Annotated in this window: 16 protein-coding genes; 7 read left to right on the top strand and 9 right to left on the bottom strand. The window is 71.8% G+C overall.

The window, feature by feature from the left end; genetic code table 11:
* Positions 1 to 163: 163 nt before the first annotated feature.
* From ADK52_RS07125 to ADK52_RS07115, 5 genes are all read left to right on the top strand, one after another.
* Complete coding sequence (locus tag ADK52_RS07125; RefSeq protein ID WP_053688914.1) at positions 164 to 1189, top strand: 6-phosphofructokinase; 1026 nt, start codon at positions 164 to 166, stop codon at positions 1187 to 1189.
* A 108-nt stretch (positions 1190 to 1297) separates the two neighbouring features.
* Complete coding sequence (locus ADK52_RS07120) at positions 1298 to 2260, top strand: cytochrome c oxidase assembly protein (RefSeq protein WP_053688913.1); 963 nt, start codon at positions 1298 to 1300, stop codon at positions 2258 to 2260.
* A 32-nt stretch (positions 2261 to 2292) separates the two neighbouring features.
* The gene (locus ADK52_RS42880; RefSeq protein WP_030158247.1) at positions 2293 to 2451 is read left to right on the top strand and encodes a hypothetical protein; all 159 of its coding nucleotides are present in this window, start codon (positions 2293 to 2295) and stop codon (positions 2449 to 2451) included.
* A 214-nt stretch (positions 2452 to 2665) separates the two neighbouring features.
* Positions 2666 to 2827 carry a hypothetical protein gene (locus ADK52_RS42185; RefSeq protein ID WP_159045857.1) on the top strand — a complete coding sequence of 54 codons (162 nt, stop codon included), beginning with the start codon at positions 2666 to 2668 and terminating at the stop codon, positions 2825 to 2827.
* A 15-nt stretch (positions 2828 to 2842) separates the two neighbouring features.
* Complete coding sequence (locus ADK52_RS07115; protein WP_053688912.1) at positions 2843 to 3553, top strand: lysophospholipid acyltransferase family protein; 711 nt, start codon at positions 2843 to 2845, stop codon at positions 3551 to 3553.
* 49 nt (positions 3554 to 3602) lie between these two features.
* Here ADK52_RS07115 and ADK52_RS07110 read toward each other — a convergent pair whose 3' ends face one another.
* The 8 genes from ADK52_RS07110 to ADK52_RS07075 form a co-directional block, all read right to left on the bottom strand.
* Positions 3603 to 5267 carry an alpha/beta hydrolase gene (locus tag ADK52_RS07110; RefSeq protein ID WP_078988041.1) on the bottom strand — a complete coding sequence of 555 codons (1665 nt, stop codon included), beginning with the start codon at positions 5265 to 5267 and terminating at the stop codon, positions 3603 to 3605.
* 190 nt (positions 5268 to 5457) lie between these two features.
* Positions 5458 to 6204 (bottom strand): urease accessory protein UreD, encoded by a 747-nt coding sequence (locus ADK52_RS07105; RefSeq protein WP_053688951.1) that lies wholly within the window; start codon positions 6202 to 6204, stop codon positions 5458 to 5460.
* Positions 6205 to 6326: 122 nt separating this feature from the next.
* On the bottom strand, positions 6327 to 7013 hold the full coding sequence (gene ureG, locus ADK52_RS07100; protein ID WP_053688911.1) for an urease accessory protein UreG: 687 nt from the start codon (positions 7011 to 7013) through the stop codon (positions 6327 to 6329).
* A 38-nt stretch (positions 7014 to 7051) separates the two neighbouring features.
* Entirely contained in the window at positions 7052 to 7726 is a 675-nt protein-coding gene (locus tag ADK52_RS07095; RefSeq protein WP_053688910.1) for an urease accessory protein UreF, read from the bottom strand.
* A gap of 30 nt (positions 7727 to 7756) precedes the next feature.
* Positions 7757 to 9478, bottom strand: a complete 1722-nt coding sequence (locus ADK52_RS07090) for an urease subunit alpha (RefSeq protein ID WP_053688909.1) — start codon at positions 9476 to 9478, stop codon at positions 7757 to 7759.
* The gene (locus ADK52_RS07085; RefSeq protein ID WP_030860667.1) at positions 9471 to 9782 is read right to left on the bottom strand and encodes an urease subunit beta; all 312 of its coding nucleotides are present in this window, start codon (positions 9780 to 9782) and stop codon (positions 9471 to 9473) included. Before ADK52_RS07085 ends, ADK52_RS07090 begins: the two co-directional genes overlap by 8 nt.
* Before the next feature lie 14 nt (positions 9783 to 9796).
* Complete coding sequence (locus ADK52_RS07080) at positions 9797 to 10099, bottom strand: urease subunit gamma (RefSeq protein WP_053688908.1); 303 nt, start codon at positions 10097 to 10099, stop codon at positions 9797 to 9799.
* 323 nt (positions 10100 to 10422) lie between these two features.
* The gene (locus tag ADK52_RS07075) at positions 10423 to 10872 is read right to left on the bottom strand and encodes an ATP-binding protein (RefSeq protein ID WP_053688907.1); all 450 of its coding nucleotides are present in this window, start codon (positions 10870 to 10872) and stop codon (positions 10423 to 10425) included.
* Positions 10873 to 11068: 196 nt separating this feature from the next.
* On the opposite strand from ADK52_RS07075, the gene ADK52_RS07070 reads away from it, so the two are divergent.
* Together ADK52_RS07070 and ADK52_RS07065 are read left to right on the top strand one after the other, a co-directional pair.
* Entirely contained in the window at positions 11069 to 11959 is an 891-nt protein-coding gene (locus ADK52_RS07070; RefSeq protein WP_053688906.1) for a helix-turn-helix domain-containing protein, read from the top strand.
* Between the two features lie 12 nt (positions 11960 to 11971).
* On the top strand, positions 11972 to 12202 hold the full coding sequence (locus ADK52_RS07065; protein WP_053688905.1) for a DUF397 domain-containing protein: 231 nt from the start codon (positions 11972 to 11974) through the stop codon (positions 12200 to 12202).
* A gap of 4 nt (positions 12203 to 12206) precedes the next feature.
* Here the strand turns inward: ADK52_RS07065 and ADK52_RS07060 are convergent, their stop codons facing one another.
* Positions 12207 to 13379, bottom strand: coding sequence for an 8-amino-7-oxononanoate synthase (locus ADK52_RS07060; RefSeq protein ID WP_053688904.1), 1173 nt, complete (start codon positions 13377 to 13379; stop codon positions 12207 to 12209).
* Between the last annotated feature and the right edge of the window lie 154 nt (positions 13380 to 13533).

Below are 13533 nucleotides of genomic sequence, written 5' to 3'. Positions count from 1 at the left end.
GTTTTCCCTTGGGGGAACCGGGCCGACGTCGTTTCGTACGACGAGTGTGACCAGCATGTGGAGGATGGTTCAGCCCACCGCTCCACCGCTTGTAGGGTGGCCGTAGTTCCAACCGGACGACGTGGTCCGGTCGTCGGCCCACGTTGCAAAGGTTCTTCCTGCCATGCGCATTGGTGTGCTCACTTCCGGCGGCGACTGCCCCGGCCTCAATGCCGTCATCCGCTCCGTCGTGCACCGCTCAGTCGTCGACCACGGCGACGAGGTCATCGGCTTCCACGACGGCTGGCGCGGCCTGCTGGAGTGCGACTACCGCAAGCTCGACCTCGACGCCGTGGCCGGCATCCTGGCCCGCGGCGGCACCATCCTCGGCTCCTCCCGGGTGCAGCCCGCGCACCTGCGCGACGGGGTGGAGCGGGCCCGCGGGCACGTGGCCGACCTCGGCCTGGACGCCATCATCCCGATCGGCGGCGAGGGCACCCTGAAGGCCGCGAACCTGCTCGCGCAGGCCGGTCTGCCGATCGTCGGCGTCCCCAAGACCATCGACAACGACATCGCCTCGACGGACGTCACCTTCGGCTTCGACACCGCCGTCGGGGTCGCCACCGAGGCCCTGGACCGGCTGAAGACCACCGCCGAGTCCCACCAGCGCGTGATGGTCGTGGAGGTCATGGGGCGCCACACCGGCTGGATCGCCCTGCACTCGGGCATGGCCGCCGGCGCGCACGCCATCGTCGTCCCGGAGCGCCCCTTCGACATCGACGAGCTGACGGCGATCGTCGGCGAGCGCTTCTCCGCGGGCAAGCGGTTCGCGATCGTCGTGGTCGCCGAGGGCGCCAAGCCGCGCGCAGGCACCATGCACGTCCAGGAGGGCGGCACCGACCAGTACGGGCACGAGCGCTTCGCCGGCATCGGCAACCTGCTCGCGGTCGAGCTGGAGCGGCGTCTGGGCAAGGAGGCCCGCCCGGTCATCCTGGGCCACGTCCAGCGCGGCGGTACGCCGACCGCGTACGACCGGGTCCTGGCCACCCGTTTCGGCTGGCACGCGGTCGAGGCGGCGCACCGCGGCGAGTTCGGGATGCTGACCGCGCTGCGCGGCACCGAGATCGAGATGGTCCCGCTCGCCGACGCCGTGCAGACCCTCAAGACGGTCCCGGCGCAGCGGTACGCCGAGGCGCAGAACGTTCTGTGATGTTTCCCCCCTTCTGCGCGTTTCTCCTGTGAGTGCCGCCCCCGGACGCGTTCGCCTCCGGGGGCGGCACTACTGTGGTGGGGCACCACAGGTCAAGGGAGTGAACAGATGGATCACAACGGTCACGGCATGGACATGAACATGGACATGGACCTGCCGCCGTTCACTCTCGGGCGCGGGCTGGAGTTCTCGTTCGACGCGTTCTTCCTGATCGGCTCGCTGGTGGGCCTCGGCCTGTACCTGTACGGCGTGGTGCGGCTGCGCCGGCGCGGGGACGCCTGGCCGCTGGGCCGGACCATCGCGTTCACCACGGGCGTGCTGACCGTCGCCCTGGTGATGTGCACCAAGCTGAACGACTACGGCATGGTCATGTTCAGCGTGCACATGGTCCAGCACATGGTCATCAGCATGCTCTCCCCGATCCTGCTGCTGCTGGGCGCGCCGGTGACGCTGGCGCTGCGCGCGCTGCCGCCCGCCGCCCGGGGCGTCAAGGGACCGCGTGAGCTGCTGCTGATGCTGCTGCACAGCCGCTACATGAAGGTGATCACCCACCCGGTGTTCACGATCCCCCTGTTCATCGCCAGCCTCTACGCCCTCTACTTCACCCCGCTCTTCGACTTCCTGATGGAGAGCAAGGCCGGGCACATCGGCATGATGGTGCACTTCCTGGCCGTCGGTCTGATCTTCTTCTGGCCGATCATGGGCGTGGACCCGGGTCCGCACCGCCCCGGGTACGTGATGCGGATGCTGGAGCTGTTCGCCGGCATGCCGTTCCACGCCTTCTTCGGCATCGCGCTGATGATGGCGAGCGAGCCGATGATCAAGACGTACGCGAACCCGCCGGCCTCCCTCGGCATCGACCCGCTGCTCGACCAGCAGTGGGGCGGCGGCATCGCCTGGGCCTTCAGCGAGATCCCCTCGGTGCTGGTGCTGATCGCGCTGGTCTACCAGTGGTACCACTCCGAGCAGCGGGCGGCGAAGCGTTCCGACCGGGCCGCGGACCGCGACGGCGACCAGGAGCTGGAGGCGTACAACTCCTATCTCGCCTCGCTCCAAGCGCGTGGCCAGTAGCGCGGCGGCACCTTCGCGCGCGACCATGGGGCATGACCGGATCCGTTAAGGCGATGGCCGTGATGACCTTCGCCGCTCTGGTGGCCGTCGCCACGTACTCCGTGGCCCTCGGCAGCAACGGCTGGCTGTGGTTCGGCTGGGTGGTCCTCGGCCTGCTGACGGCCGGCATGGCCGCGTCCGGCAAAACCTGAACCGGCGCCTGCGCGCCCCGCTCCTCCCGCCCCAGCAGCCCCTCCCCAGGCCTGGCCCCTTTGGCCGATTCCGATCGGCCCTCACATGAACCCCCGGCAATGCCGTCCGTTCTCTCAGGCAACGGAAGTCAGCCAAGGAAGTTCCATGTGACGCCACCCCCACGGCCTGGAGGATCCCCTGTCCCACGACACCGAATGGGGCGTCCTGCTGCTGATGCCGGCGATGTCGGCGGCCGTGCTCCTGGTCCTCAGCCTGGTCCTGCGCCTGTCGCAGGCCGGGCTGCTGGCCTCGGTGATCCTGTGCTGGCTGGTGGGATTCTGGTTCGCCATGCCCATCTGGCACCGTGTCCGGCACACTGACCTGACCCCCAGGTGAAGGGAAAATGCCCCGGTGTTCTACCAATTGCTCAAGCACGTGCTGCTCGGTCCGCTGCTCCGGCTGCTGTTCCGGCCGCGCATCGAGGGACTGGAGAACATCCCGGCGGAGGGAGCCGCGATCGTCGCGGGCAACCACCTGTCGTTCTCCGACCACTTCCTGATGCCGGCCATCCTCAAACGCCGGATCACCTTCCTCGCGAAGGCCGAGTACTTCACCGGCCCCGGGGTGAAGGGACGGCTGACCGCGTTCTTCTTCCGCAGCGCCGGGCAGATCCCGGTGGACCGCTCCGGCAAGGACGCCGGGCAGGCAGCGCTGCGCGAGGGGCTCGGGGTACTGGCCAAGGGCGAGCTGCTCGGCATCTACCCGGAGGGCACCCGCTCCCATGACGGGCGGCTCTACAAGGGCAAGGTGGGCGTGGCCGCGATGGCGCTCGGGGCCGGGGTGCCCGTCGTTCCGTGCGCGATGGTCGGCACCTTCGAGATCCAGCCGCCCGGGCAGAAGATCCCGAACATCCGGCGGGTGACCATCCGCTTCGGCAAGCCGCTGGAATTCTCCCGGTACGCCGGGATGGAGGGCGAGCGGGCCGTTCTGCGGGCCGTCACCGACGAGATCATGTACGCGGTCCTCGGGCTGTCCGGCCAGGAGTACGTCGACCGGTACGCCGCCGAGGTCAAGGCGGAAGAGGAGGACGCACGGAAGAAGGCCCGGCGCAAGACGCGCTGAGCCTTCTCCCGTGCCGTGCCCTACCGAGCCCCGCCGGGCTCGGCCCGCCTCAGCGGACGGCGGGCAGCTCCTCCAGCGCCGGCAGCGCCGAGGCCGGAGCCTTGGTGAGCGACTTCGCGGCGGCCGGGGCCGGGGGAACCGGCGTGGCGTGCGGACCGCACTTCACGTCCTTGGCGTCGACCTTGCCGGTCAGCAGGTAGGCGTCCACCCGGGTGTTGATGCAGGGGTTCACCAGGCTGGTGACACCGTGCGAGCCGGCGTTCTGCTCGGTGATCAGGCGCGAACCGGCCAGGCGGCGGTGCAGCTCGACGCCACCCTCGTACGGCGTGGCGGCGTCGCGCTCGGACTGGACGATCAGGACCGGCGGCAGACCGCGCTTGGCACCGACCTCGATCGGGTTGCTCTGCTTGGCCTTCCAGGTCGCGCAGGGCAGGTTCATCCACGCGTTGGACCAGGTCAGGAACGGGTACTTCTCGTTCAGCTTCGTGTTGTCCCGGTCCCACTTGGCCCAGCTGGTCGGCCACTTGGCGTCGGCGCACTCGACCGCGGTGTAGACGGCGTTGCTGTTCTCGGACGCGGCGTTGCCCTTGGTGTCCGACATGTCCGGGGCGATCGCCTCGATCAGCGGCTTCTCGTCACCGGCGGCCCAGGCGCTGAACGCCTGCGCGACCGGGACCCACGAGGAGTCGTAGTACGGGGCGCCCTGGAAGAAGCCGATGAGCTCGTTCGGGCCGACGACGCCGCCGAGCGGGTTGGCCTTGGCCTGGGCGCGCAGCTGCTGGTACTTGGCCTCGACCTTGGCGCGGCTGTCGCCGAGGTGGAAGACGGAGTCGTACCTGGCGACCCAGTCCTGCCAGTCGTTCCAGCGCGTCTGGAAGGCGACGTCCTGGCCGAGGTTGGCCTCGTACCAGATGTTGTCGGTGTCCGGGTTGACCACGCTGTCGACGATCATGCGGCGCACGTGGGTCGGGAACAGCGTCGCGTAGACGCCGCCGAGGTAGGTGCCGTAGGAGACGCCGAGGTAGTTCAGCTTCTTCTCGCCGAGGGCGGCCCGGATGACGTCCAGGTCGCGCGCGGTGTTCGGCGTGGTCATGTGCGGCAGCATCTCGCCGCTGCGCTCCTTGCAGCCGTCCGCGTACTCGGCGGCGAGCTTGCGCTGGGCGAGCTTGTCCGCCTCGTTGGACGGGACCGGGTCGGCCTTGGGAGCCTTGACGAACTCCTGCGGGTCGATGCAGGAGATCGGGGCGGAGTGGCCGACGCCTCGCGGGTCGAAGCCCACGAAGTCGTAGGCCTTGGAGGTGTTGACCCACAGCGGGCTCTTGGTGGTGACCCGGCGCGGGAAGCGCATGCCGGAGCCGCCGGGGCCGCCCGGGTTGTAGACGAGCGCGCCCTGGCGCTCCTCCTTGGTGCCGGTGCTGCCGATCCGGTCGACCGCGAGGTCGATGGTCTTGCCGAACGGCTTGGCGTAGTCCAGCGGGACCTTGACCCAGCCGCACTGGATCGGGGCCTCGAAGCCCCAGTCGGCGGGGCAGTCCTTCCACTCGACCCCGGTGGCGGCGGCCCGGGCGGCGGCGAGCTGGACGCCCAGCGCCTCCGGGAAACCGCTGTTCTGGCTGGACGAAGCCGCGGCGGCCGGCGGGGCCAGCAGCAGGCCCGCGGCCAGCGCTCCGGTGATCAGAGTGGCAGCGCTCCCCAGCGCTGCAGTGCGTATCACGTGGTTGTTCCCCCTGCGTCAGACCCGGCCGGAGAAGGCCGGGTTGGTCGGGTCGGTAGGTCGAACAGGGGGATCCTTTCGCCTGACCTACACCTGACAACAGAGCGAGGTCGCGTTCTTTGCCAACCCGATAACCGGAAAGGCGTGTACCGCTGAGCGGTGTCCCATTCGTCCCAGGTTCGCTCAGCGGTTACCAGCCATACGTACGACACGCCGCGTCGAGTACCTCGCGCAGCCGCAGCGCGTCGGGCGCCAGGACCGTCACGAGGACGGCGGGCCCGGCCAGCGGGGTGACGGCCGCGAACTCCCCGAGCACCCCGGCCGCCGGCGCGGACGTGGCGAACGCCGGGTCCACGACCAGGAGCTGACCGACCGTCCGGTGACCCGCGAGCCCCGCCGGACCGTCCCAGCCGCCGGGCGCGCCCGGCCCGCAGGCCAGCTCCTGGTCCAGCAGCGGACTCCCGCCCCGGGTCACGGTGAGCCGGCTGCGCAGCAGGCCCGGCGCCTCCCCCGAACGGCCCAGCACCTGCTCCTCGCGCAGCAGCAGCCGGGCCGTGGGGGCGAGTTCGGCCCGGGTGCGCACCCGCAGGTCGCTGCCGCGTACGGAGACCAGCGGCTCCGGCAGCCACCGCAGTGCCGAGTCCTCGGCCAGGGTCAGCCGTACGTCGTACCGCGCGGGCGCGCCGCCGCGCCCGGGCAGCGCCAGAGTGGCGGCCGCCGAGGCGAGGGCGAGGCGGGCCCCGGGCCCGACGGAGGCCTCCACCGTGAGGTGGTCCCCGCCGAGCGGGGCGCTCATCGCGCCGACCAGCATCACGCCGGCCTCGGCGGCGGTGCCACGGGTGCGGCGCAGCGCGAGCGGGCCCTCCCCGGCCAGCAGCGGCAGGGCGGTTCCGCCGCGGCCGTCGGCGACGGCGGAGATCCGGGCGGTGGCCCGCACGCCGGGCGGAGCCGAAGCCGGGGCGGGGCGGGCCGGCGCGGCCGGGGCCGGAGCCGGCGGGGCCAGGACGGGCGGGGCCGGGGCCGGCGGTGCGCCGGGAGGCGCGGCCGCCACCGTAGGACTCACCGGGCGGCCCAGGCGGCGATCCGCTCGCGCACCCACGCGGCCACCGGCGCCACGCCCTCCGCCCCGCGCAGCGACTGGAAGGCGACGGGGAGTTCGCCGCGCTGCTCGGCGGCGTCGCGGGCCATCCGGTCCAGGTCGGAGCCCACGTAGGGGGCGAGGTCGGTCTTGTTGACCACGAGCAGGTCGGCGGTGGTGACCCCGGGTCCGCCCTTGCGCGGGATGTCGTCGCCGCCCGCCACGTCGATGACGAAGATCTGGGCGTCGACGAGGCCGCGGGAGAAGGTGGCGGTGAGGTTGTCGCCGCCGGACTCGACGAGGATCAGGTCGAGCGGGCCGACCGTCTCCTCCAGCTCCTCCACCGCCTCCAGGTTCGCGGAGATGTCGTCGCGGATGGCGGTGTGCGGGCAGGCACCCGTCTCGACCGCGCTGATCCGCTCGGGCGGCAGGACGGCCTCGCGGAGCAGGAACTCGGCGTCCTCCCGGGTGTAGATGTCGTTGGTGACGACGGCCATGGACAGCTCGGCGCGCAGGGCGCGGCAGAGCGCGGCGACGGTGGCCGTCTTGCCGGAGCCGACGGGTCCGCCGAGTCCGATGCGCAGGGCGCGGCGCGAGCCGTCGGCCCGTACGGGCTCGGCGCTGTGCGTGTGGCGCTGGGGGTAGGTCACACCGTGGTCGAGGTGCATGGGGGTCTCCAAGGGGATGGTGGGGGCGGCCGGAGCCGTCAGGAGGCGAACAGCCGGACCGGCCAGTCGGCATGGAGCTCCGCCGCGATCTCCAGCAGGGGTGAGGAGGCCGCGGGCAGGGCCTCGGGGCCCACCCTCCGGGCCCGGTCCGCGGCCTGCGCGGCCCGGCCCGAGACGGCGTCGAGCTCGGGGGCGAGGCGGGCCAGGACCCCGCTCGCCTCGAAGGGGTCCAGACCGAGGAGGCGCACCGTCGCGGTCGCCGGTCCGCTCACGCTCTCGTACGCCGCCACGTGCGCGGCCTCCAGCGGTCCGAGCCCGGCCGCGCAGGCGGTGATCCCGAGCACCACCGGCTGGTGCGCCCCGCGCGGGAAGGCCGCGGCGAGCGCGTCGAGTTCGGCGGCGGGCCAGGTGGCCCGGGCGGCGCGCAGCAGTTGGCGGCCCAGCCGCCGGGCCGCGGCGCGCAGCGCGGGCGAGGGCGTGCGGGCGTCGGCGGCGGCGTCGAGGACCGCCGGGTCGAGCCCGTGGGCCGCGGCGGCGGCGAGTCCGGCGGCGGTGAGTCCGGCCGTGTGGAGCCGGCCGCGGCAGAACTCCTCCAGGGTGGCGGCGTCGTGGATGCGGCCGGCCTTGCAGGCGGCCTCGGCCCCGCCGGAGTGGGCGTGCCCGCCCGCGGGGAAGCGTCCGTCGGCGAGGACGAGCAGTGCGGCGAGGCTCATGGGGCCGCCGCCATCGGCAGGGGCTCCATGTCAGAAGAGGAAGTATCTCTGGGCCATGGGCAGTTCCGCGGCGGGCGCGGGCTCCACCACCTCGCCGTCGATGGTGACGGTGAAGGTGTCGGCGTCGACTTCCACCCTCGGCATGGCGTCGTTGTTGCGCATGTCCGCCTTGCCGACCTTGCGGGTGCTCTCTATGGCGACGAACTGCTTGCCGAGTCCGAGCCGTTCGGGCAGAGCGTCGTCGAGCGCGGCCTGCGCGGTGAAGTTGACCGAGTTCAGCCCGGGGGCCCGGCCGTGGCCGCCGAACATCGGGCGGGGCAGCACCGGCTGCGGGGTCGGGATGGAGGCGTTGGCGTCGCCCATCTGCGCGTAGGCGATCTGTCCGCCCTTGATGACCACTTCGGGCTTGACCCCGAAGAAGGCGGGCGTCCACAGCACGAGGTCGGCGAGCTTGCCGGTCTCCACCGAGCCGATCTCGCGGGCGAGGCCCTGGGCCACGGCGGGGTTGATCGTGTACTTGGCGACGTAGCGGCGGGCGCGGTGGTTGTCGGCCGGTCCGTCGCCGGGCAGGAAACCGCGCCGCTTCTTCATCACGTGGGCGGTCTGCCAGGTGCGCAGCACGACCTCGCCGACGCGCCCCATGGCCTGGGCGTCGGAGGAGATGATCGAAATGGCGCCGAGGTCGTGCAGTACGTCCTCGGCGGCGATGGTCGAGGGCCGGATGCGGGACTCGGCGAAGGCCAGGTCCTCGGGGACCGCCGGGTTGAGGTGGTGGCAGACCATCAGCATGTCGAGGTGTTCCTCGATGGTGTTGACGGTGTGCGGCCGGGTCGGATTGGTGGAGCTGGGCAGGATGTTCGGCTCGGAGACCACGGTGATGATGTCGGGTGCGTGGCCGCCGCCCGCGCCCTCGGTGTGGTACGAGTGGATCGTCCGCCCGGCGATCGCGGCGAGGGTGTCGGCGACGAACCCGGCCTCGTTGAGGGTGTCGGTGTGGACGGCGACCTGGGCGCCGGTCTCTTCGCAGACGCTCAGGCAGGCGTCGATGACGGCGGGGGTGGCCCCCCAGTCCTCGTGGATCTTGAAGCCGAGGGCGCCGCCGCGCAGCTGGGAGTGCATGGCCTCGCGGGACATGGTGTTGCCCTTGCCCAGCAGGCCGATGTTGACGGGGTAGGACTCCAGGGCCGCGAACATCCGGGCGAGGTGCCAGGGTCCGGGCGTGACCGTGGTGGCCTTGGTGCCCTCGGCGGGGCCGGTGCCGCCGCCGACGAGGGTGGTGATGCCGGAGGCGAGGGCCTCGTCGATGACGGTCGGCGAGATGAAGTGCACGTGGGCGTCGATGGCGCCCGCCGTGACGATCTTCCCGTTGCCCGCGATGATCTCGGTCTCGGGGCCGATCACGAGGGCGGGGTCCACCCCGTCCATGGTGTCGGGGTTGCCGGCCTTCCCGATGCCGCAGATGCGGCCGTCGCGGATGCCGATGTCGGCCTTGACGATGCCCCAGTGGTCCAGGACCACGGCTCCCGTGATCACGGTGTCGGGGGCTCCCTCGGCACGCGTGGTCCGGGCCTGGCCCATGGACTCGCGGATCACCTTGCCGCCGCCGAACACGGCCTCGTCGCCGGAGCGTCCGGGGCCGCCGCTGAGATCCCGCTCGATCTCGACGAAGAGGTCGGTGTCGGCGAGCCGGATGCGGTCGCCCGCGGTCGGCCCGAAGAGGTCGGCGTACGCGCGGCGGTCGAGCTCAGCCATCGAGCGGCCCTCCGGTCTCCCCGCGCAGGCCCGGTACGGTGCGCAGCCCGCCCAGCGGTACGAGTTCCACGGCGACCGGGATGCCCGGCTCGAAGCGCACGGCGGTGCCGGCGGCGATGTTGAGCCGCAGCCCGCGGGCCGCCGGGCGGTCGAAGTCGAGGCCGGGGTTGGCCTCGGCGAAGTGGTAGTGGGAGCCGACCTGGACGGGCCGGTCGGCGGCGTTGAGCACGGTGAGGCGGGTGACGGGCCGGCCCTCGTTGAGGCGCACCGGGCCGTCCCCGTGGACGATTTCGCCGGGGATCATGTGGGTTCTCCCCTTCAGACGATCGGTTCGTGGACGGTGACGAGCTTGGTGCCGTCCGGGAAGGTCGCCTCGACCTGGACGTCGTGGATCATCTCGGGGATCCCCTCCATCACGTCGGAGCGGCCGAGCACGGTGCGGCCGGAGGTCATGAGCTCGGCCACGGTCCGCCCGTCGCGGGCCCCTTCGAGGATGTGCGAGGTGATCAGGGCGATCGCCTCGGGGTGGTTGAGGAGGACTCCGCGCGCCTTGCGCTTCTCGGCCACGTCCGCGGCCACGTGGATGAGCAGTCGTTCCTGCTCGTGCGGGGTCAGTTGCACTCGTATCACCAAGCTTCCAGGACCATGTCAGCGTCGCTCCGGGCCGACCCTAGCGGCCTTCAACACTTTGTTGACCTGCACGTATCCGGGCCAAGCGTCTCTTGCCCAACGCAGGGGAAGGCTTTCCGTCCCGAGCACCGGCGCTTTGCCGAAGGATGGGTGATCATTGACGGACAGCCGTGGCCGCCACGCTAGGCGCCGCGTTTTTCCGCCGCGTTAACCCACGTTTCGGGGAAGCACTCGGTTCAACTCCCCGGCCGCCCGCACCCGGTTCCGTATACGGACGGCGGGAGGAGCCACGGCTCAGGGGATGTCTTGGGGGGTCAGCAGCCCGAGACGCTCTTCGCGGGGGCTCCGACGGGCCAGGGAAGGGCGATCCAGACGGTCTTGCCGCCGTCCTCGGTGGGGCTGACCGAGAGCCGGCCGCCCGCTTCTGCGGTGAGCCAGCGGATGATGACCATCCCGCGGCCGTTGTCCTGCTGTACGGCGGCCGGGAGCCGCCTGGGCCAGCGCGGGTGACTGTCGGTCACCCCGACGCGGAGCCACTCCCCGCGCTCCAGGCGGACGTCGACGGTGAAGGTCGGCGACTGGCCGAACGTGTGCTGGACGGCGTTGGTGGCGAGCTCCGAGACGATCAGCCGGACGCTGTCCGCGGTGTCGGCCCCGTCGGGCAGTCCCCATTCACCGAGCACCTCCGCGACGTAGCGGCGGGCGGTGGCGACCGAGGCGGGATCGCTCGGCAGAGTGACGGATGCTTCCTGGTGGTCTGCCATGGCGACGGTCCCTTTCCCACCGGGGCGAACCGCCCCGGATCTGTGCTGGACGCCAGAGTGCCACCCATCGTCCCGTCGAAGCGGCCGTTCCCCCAAGATATGCATATATCTGTCGCTCAATGCGGTGAACTCTGCTACGGAAGAGCGTATTTGGACGGCAGACTGGTGCGAGCTGTGCCGGTGGAAGGAGGCGGGTATGCAGCACGGTCCCGCGGTGCGTCGGCGCAAGCTCGGCGAGGAACTGCGCGCCCTGCGCGACCGGACCGGACTCACCAGTGGTGAGGCCGCCCGGATCGCGGGGTGGCACCAGTCGAAAATCAGCCGCATCGAGACGGGGCGCAGTGGCGTGAAACCGGAGGACATCCGCCTCCTCCTCGATGTGTACGGAAAGGTCGTCAGCCCCGAGCAGCGGGCGCTGCTGGAGGCCCTGTCGGCCTCGGCGGCGGGACCCGGAGCGGGCGGGGGCGAGGCCGCCGGGCGCGGGCGCCAGTGGTGGCACGACTACCGGGGCCTGTTGCCCCAGGAGTACCGGGACTTCATCAGCCTGGAGGCGAGCGCCCGCTCGGCCCGTACGGTCGAGCTCTCCGTGGTGCCGGGCCTGTTGCAGACCCCGGAGTACGCGCGGGCGGTGACCAGGGCCGCGCTGGGCGGACTGCCTGAGCCCAAGGTCGACGCGCTGGTCGACGTACGGCTGGCCCGGCAGTCGGTGCTGCGGGCGGATCCGCCGCTGGAGCTGAGCGCCGTACTGGACGAGGCGGTGCTGCGGCGGCAGATCGGCGGGCCCGGGGTGATGGCGGCGCAGCTGCGACACCTGGTGCAGGTGGCCCGGTTGCCCCAAGTGCGGCTACAGGTACTGCCGTTCAGCGTGGGGGGTCATCTCGGCCTGACAGGGCCGTTCGTAATTTTCTCATTTCCGAACATCGCCGATCTGGATGTGGTGGTACTCGACCATTTGACGAGTAGCCTCTACCTGGAGCGGAAGGAAGACCTCGAGGCGTACAGCGCCGCATTCCGCACCATCCAGGCGCACGCCCTCCCGCCCCAGGACTCGTCGGATCTCATCAGCTCACTCGCTGACGACGCGTAAGGAGGCACCCCCGTGTCCGCAACCCCCCTCTCCACCAGCGGACTTCTGATCAGCGCGCGGTGGCGGCGGAGCAGCCGCAGCACCGGAATGAACAACTGCGTGGAAACCGCCGTCCTCGGTGGCGGCGGCCTGCTGGCCGTCCGCGACTCGAAGCGGACGGACGGCCCGGCCGTGCTCTTCACCGAGCAGGCCTGGACCGGCTTCCTCGCAGCCGTACGGGCAGACGTGGACGTACTCGCGTGAAGCCCTAGCGGTCCGTGGCTCCGGCCGGGGCGGTCCGCAGGATCGTCTCGACGGCCCGGTCGATCTCGTCCCCCGTGAGATCGGCCCGTGCGGTCAGCCGCAGCCGGGAGATGCCGTCCGGCACCGACGGCGGACGGAAGCACCCCACGGACAGACCTGCCTCGCGGCAGTCGGCGGCCCAGCGCAGTGCCGCCGAAGCCGACGGGGCCCGTACCGACACCACGGCCGCGTCCGGCCGGGCCGCGGTCAGGCCGGACGCGGTGAGCCGCCCGTACAGCCGGTCGGCCACCTCGCGGGCCCGGCCGGCGCGCTCCGGTTCCCGCCCGAGCAGGCGCAGGCTCGCCAGCGCCGCACCCGCGGCGGCCGGTGCCAGCCCGGTGTCGAAGATGAACGTCCGCGCCGTGTTGATCAGGTGCCGGATCACCTTGGCCGGACCGAGCACGGCCCCGCCCTGGCTGCCCAGGGACTTCGAGAGCGTGAGGGTGGCGACGACCCCGGGCGCTCCCGCGAGCCCGGCGGCGTGCAGGGCCCCCCGGCCGCCCTCGCCCAGCACGCCCAGCCCGTGCGCGTCGTCCACGACCAGGGCCGCGCCCTGCTCCCGGCAGGCGGCCGCGTACGCGGCGAGCGGGGCCGCGTCCCCGTCCACGGAGAACACCGAGTCGCTGACCAGCAGCGCCCGGCCCTCGTGCGTGGCGAGCGTCTTGCGCGCGGCTTCCGGATCGGAGTGCGGGATCACCTCGGTCCCGGCGCGCGAGAGCCGGCAGCCGTCGACGATGGAGGCGTGGTTGCCCGCGTCGGAGACGACGAGGGTGCCGCGGTCGCTGAGCGCCGTGACGGCCGCAAGGTTGGCGGCGTACCCGGAGGACAGGACGAGCGCCGCCTCGAAGCCACAGAACGCCGCGAGCTCCCGCTCGAGCTCCGCATGAAGCTCGGTCGTACCGGTCACCAGGCGTGATCCAGTGGCCCCGGCCCCCCACCGCTCGGCCGCCTCGCGCGCGCCGCGTACGGTCTCGGGGTGCCGGGACAGGCCGAGGTAGTCGTTGCTCGCGAGGTCCAGCAGCGGCGAGGAGGCCGGGCGGGGGCGCAGCGTCCGGACGAGTCCGGCCTGCTCACGGGCCCGCTCCGCGTCGTCGATCCAGGCGAACACGTCATCGGGCTCGGGGCTGTGCTGGCTCATCGGCGGGTCCTCGTTTTTTGTCGGCAGTCCACAGACCTGCCTGACCCTAACGGCCGCCACTTGAGTGCCAGGTGTGGCGATCCACACACTCCGTTCCGGCCATGTTGTGCGATCTCTCCTTGGCCGGGAGTGCTCGTGTAGTCCAGGATCGGCG

Origin of the sequence: Streptomyces sp. WM6372, assembly GCF_001279655.1 — a bacterium.
Taxonomy (GTDB): Bacteria; Actinomycetota; Actinomycetes; order Streptomycetales; family Streptomycetaceae; genus Streptomyces.
The sequence above is the reverse complement of the archived record's forward strand: the minus strand, read 5'-3'. Positions and strand labels throughout refer to the sequence as shown.

Excerpts from the sequence above, each read along its gene's own strand:
- ADK52_RS07075 (WP_053688907.1), bottom strand. The coding sequence starts at position 10,872 with ATGGCAGACCACCAGGAAGCATCCGTCACTCTGCCGAGCGATCCCGCC.
- ADK52_RS07060 (WP_053688904.1), bottom strand. The coding sequence starts at position 13,379 with ATGAGCCAGCACAGCCCCGAGCCCGATGACGTGTTCGCCTGGATCGAC.
- ADK52_RS07125 (WP_053688914.1), top strand. The coding sequence starts at position 164 with ATGCGCATTGGTGTGCTCACTTCCGGCGGCGACTGCCCCGGCCTCAAT.
- ADK52_RS42880 (WP_030158247.1), top strand. The coding sequence starts at position 2,293 with ATGACCGGATCCGTTAAGGCGATGGCCGTGATGACCTTCGCCGCTCTG.
- ureG (WP_053688911.1), bottom strand. The coding sequence starts at position 7,013 with ATGCACCTCGACCACGGTGTGACCTACCCCCAGCGCCACACGCACAGC.
- ADK52_RS07090 (WP_053688909.1), bottom strand. The coding sequence starts at position 9,478 with ATGGCTGAGCTCGACCGCCGCGCGTACGCCGACCTCTTCGGGCCGACC.
- ADK52_RS07070 (WP_053688906.1), top strand. The coding sequence starts at position 11,069 with ATGCAGCACGGTCCCGCGGTGCGTCGGCGCAAGCTCGGCGAGGAACTG.
- ADK52_RS07085 (WP_030860667.1), bottom strand. The coding sequence starts at position 9,782 with ATGATCCCCGGCGAAATCGTCCACGGGGACGGCCCGGTGCGCCTCAAC.
- ADK52_RS42185 (WP_159045857.1), top strand. The coding sequence starts at position 2,666 with ATGCCGGCGATGTCGGCGGCCGTGCTCCTGGTCCTCAGCCTGGTCCTG.
- ADK52_RS07120 (WP_053688913.1), top strand. The coding sequence starts at position 1,298 with ATGGATCACAACGGTCACGGCATGGACATGAACATGGACATGGACCTG.
- ADK52_RS07095 (WP_053688910.1), bottom strand. The coding sequence starts at position 7,726 with ATGAGCCTCGCCGCACTGCTCGTCCTCGCCGACGGACGCTTCCCCGCG.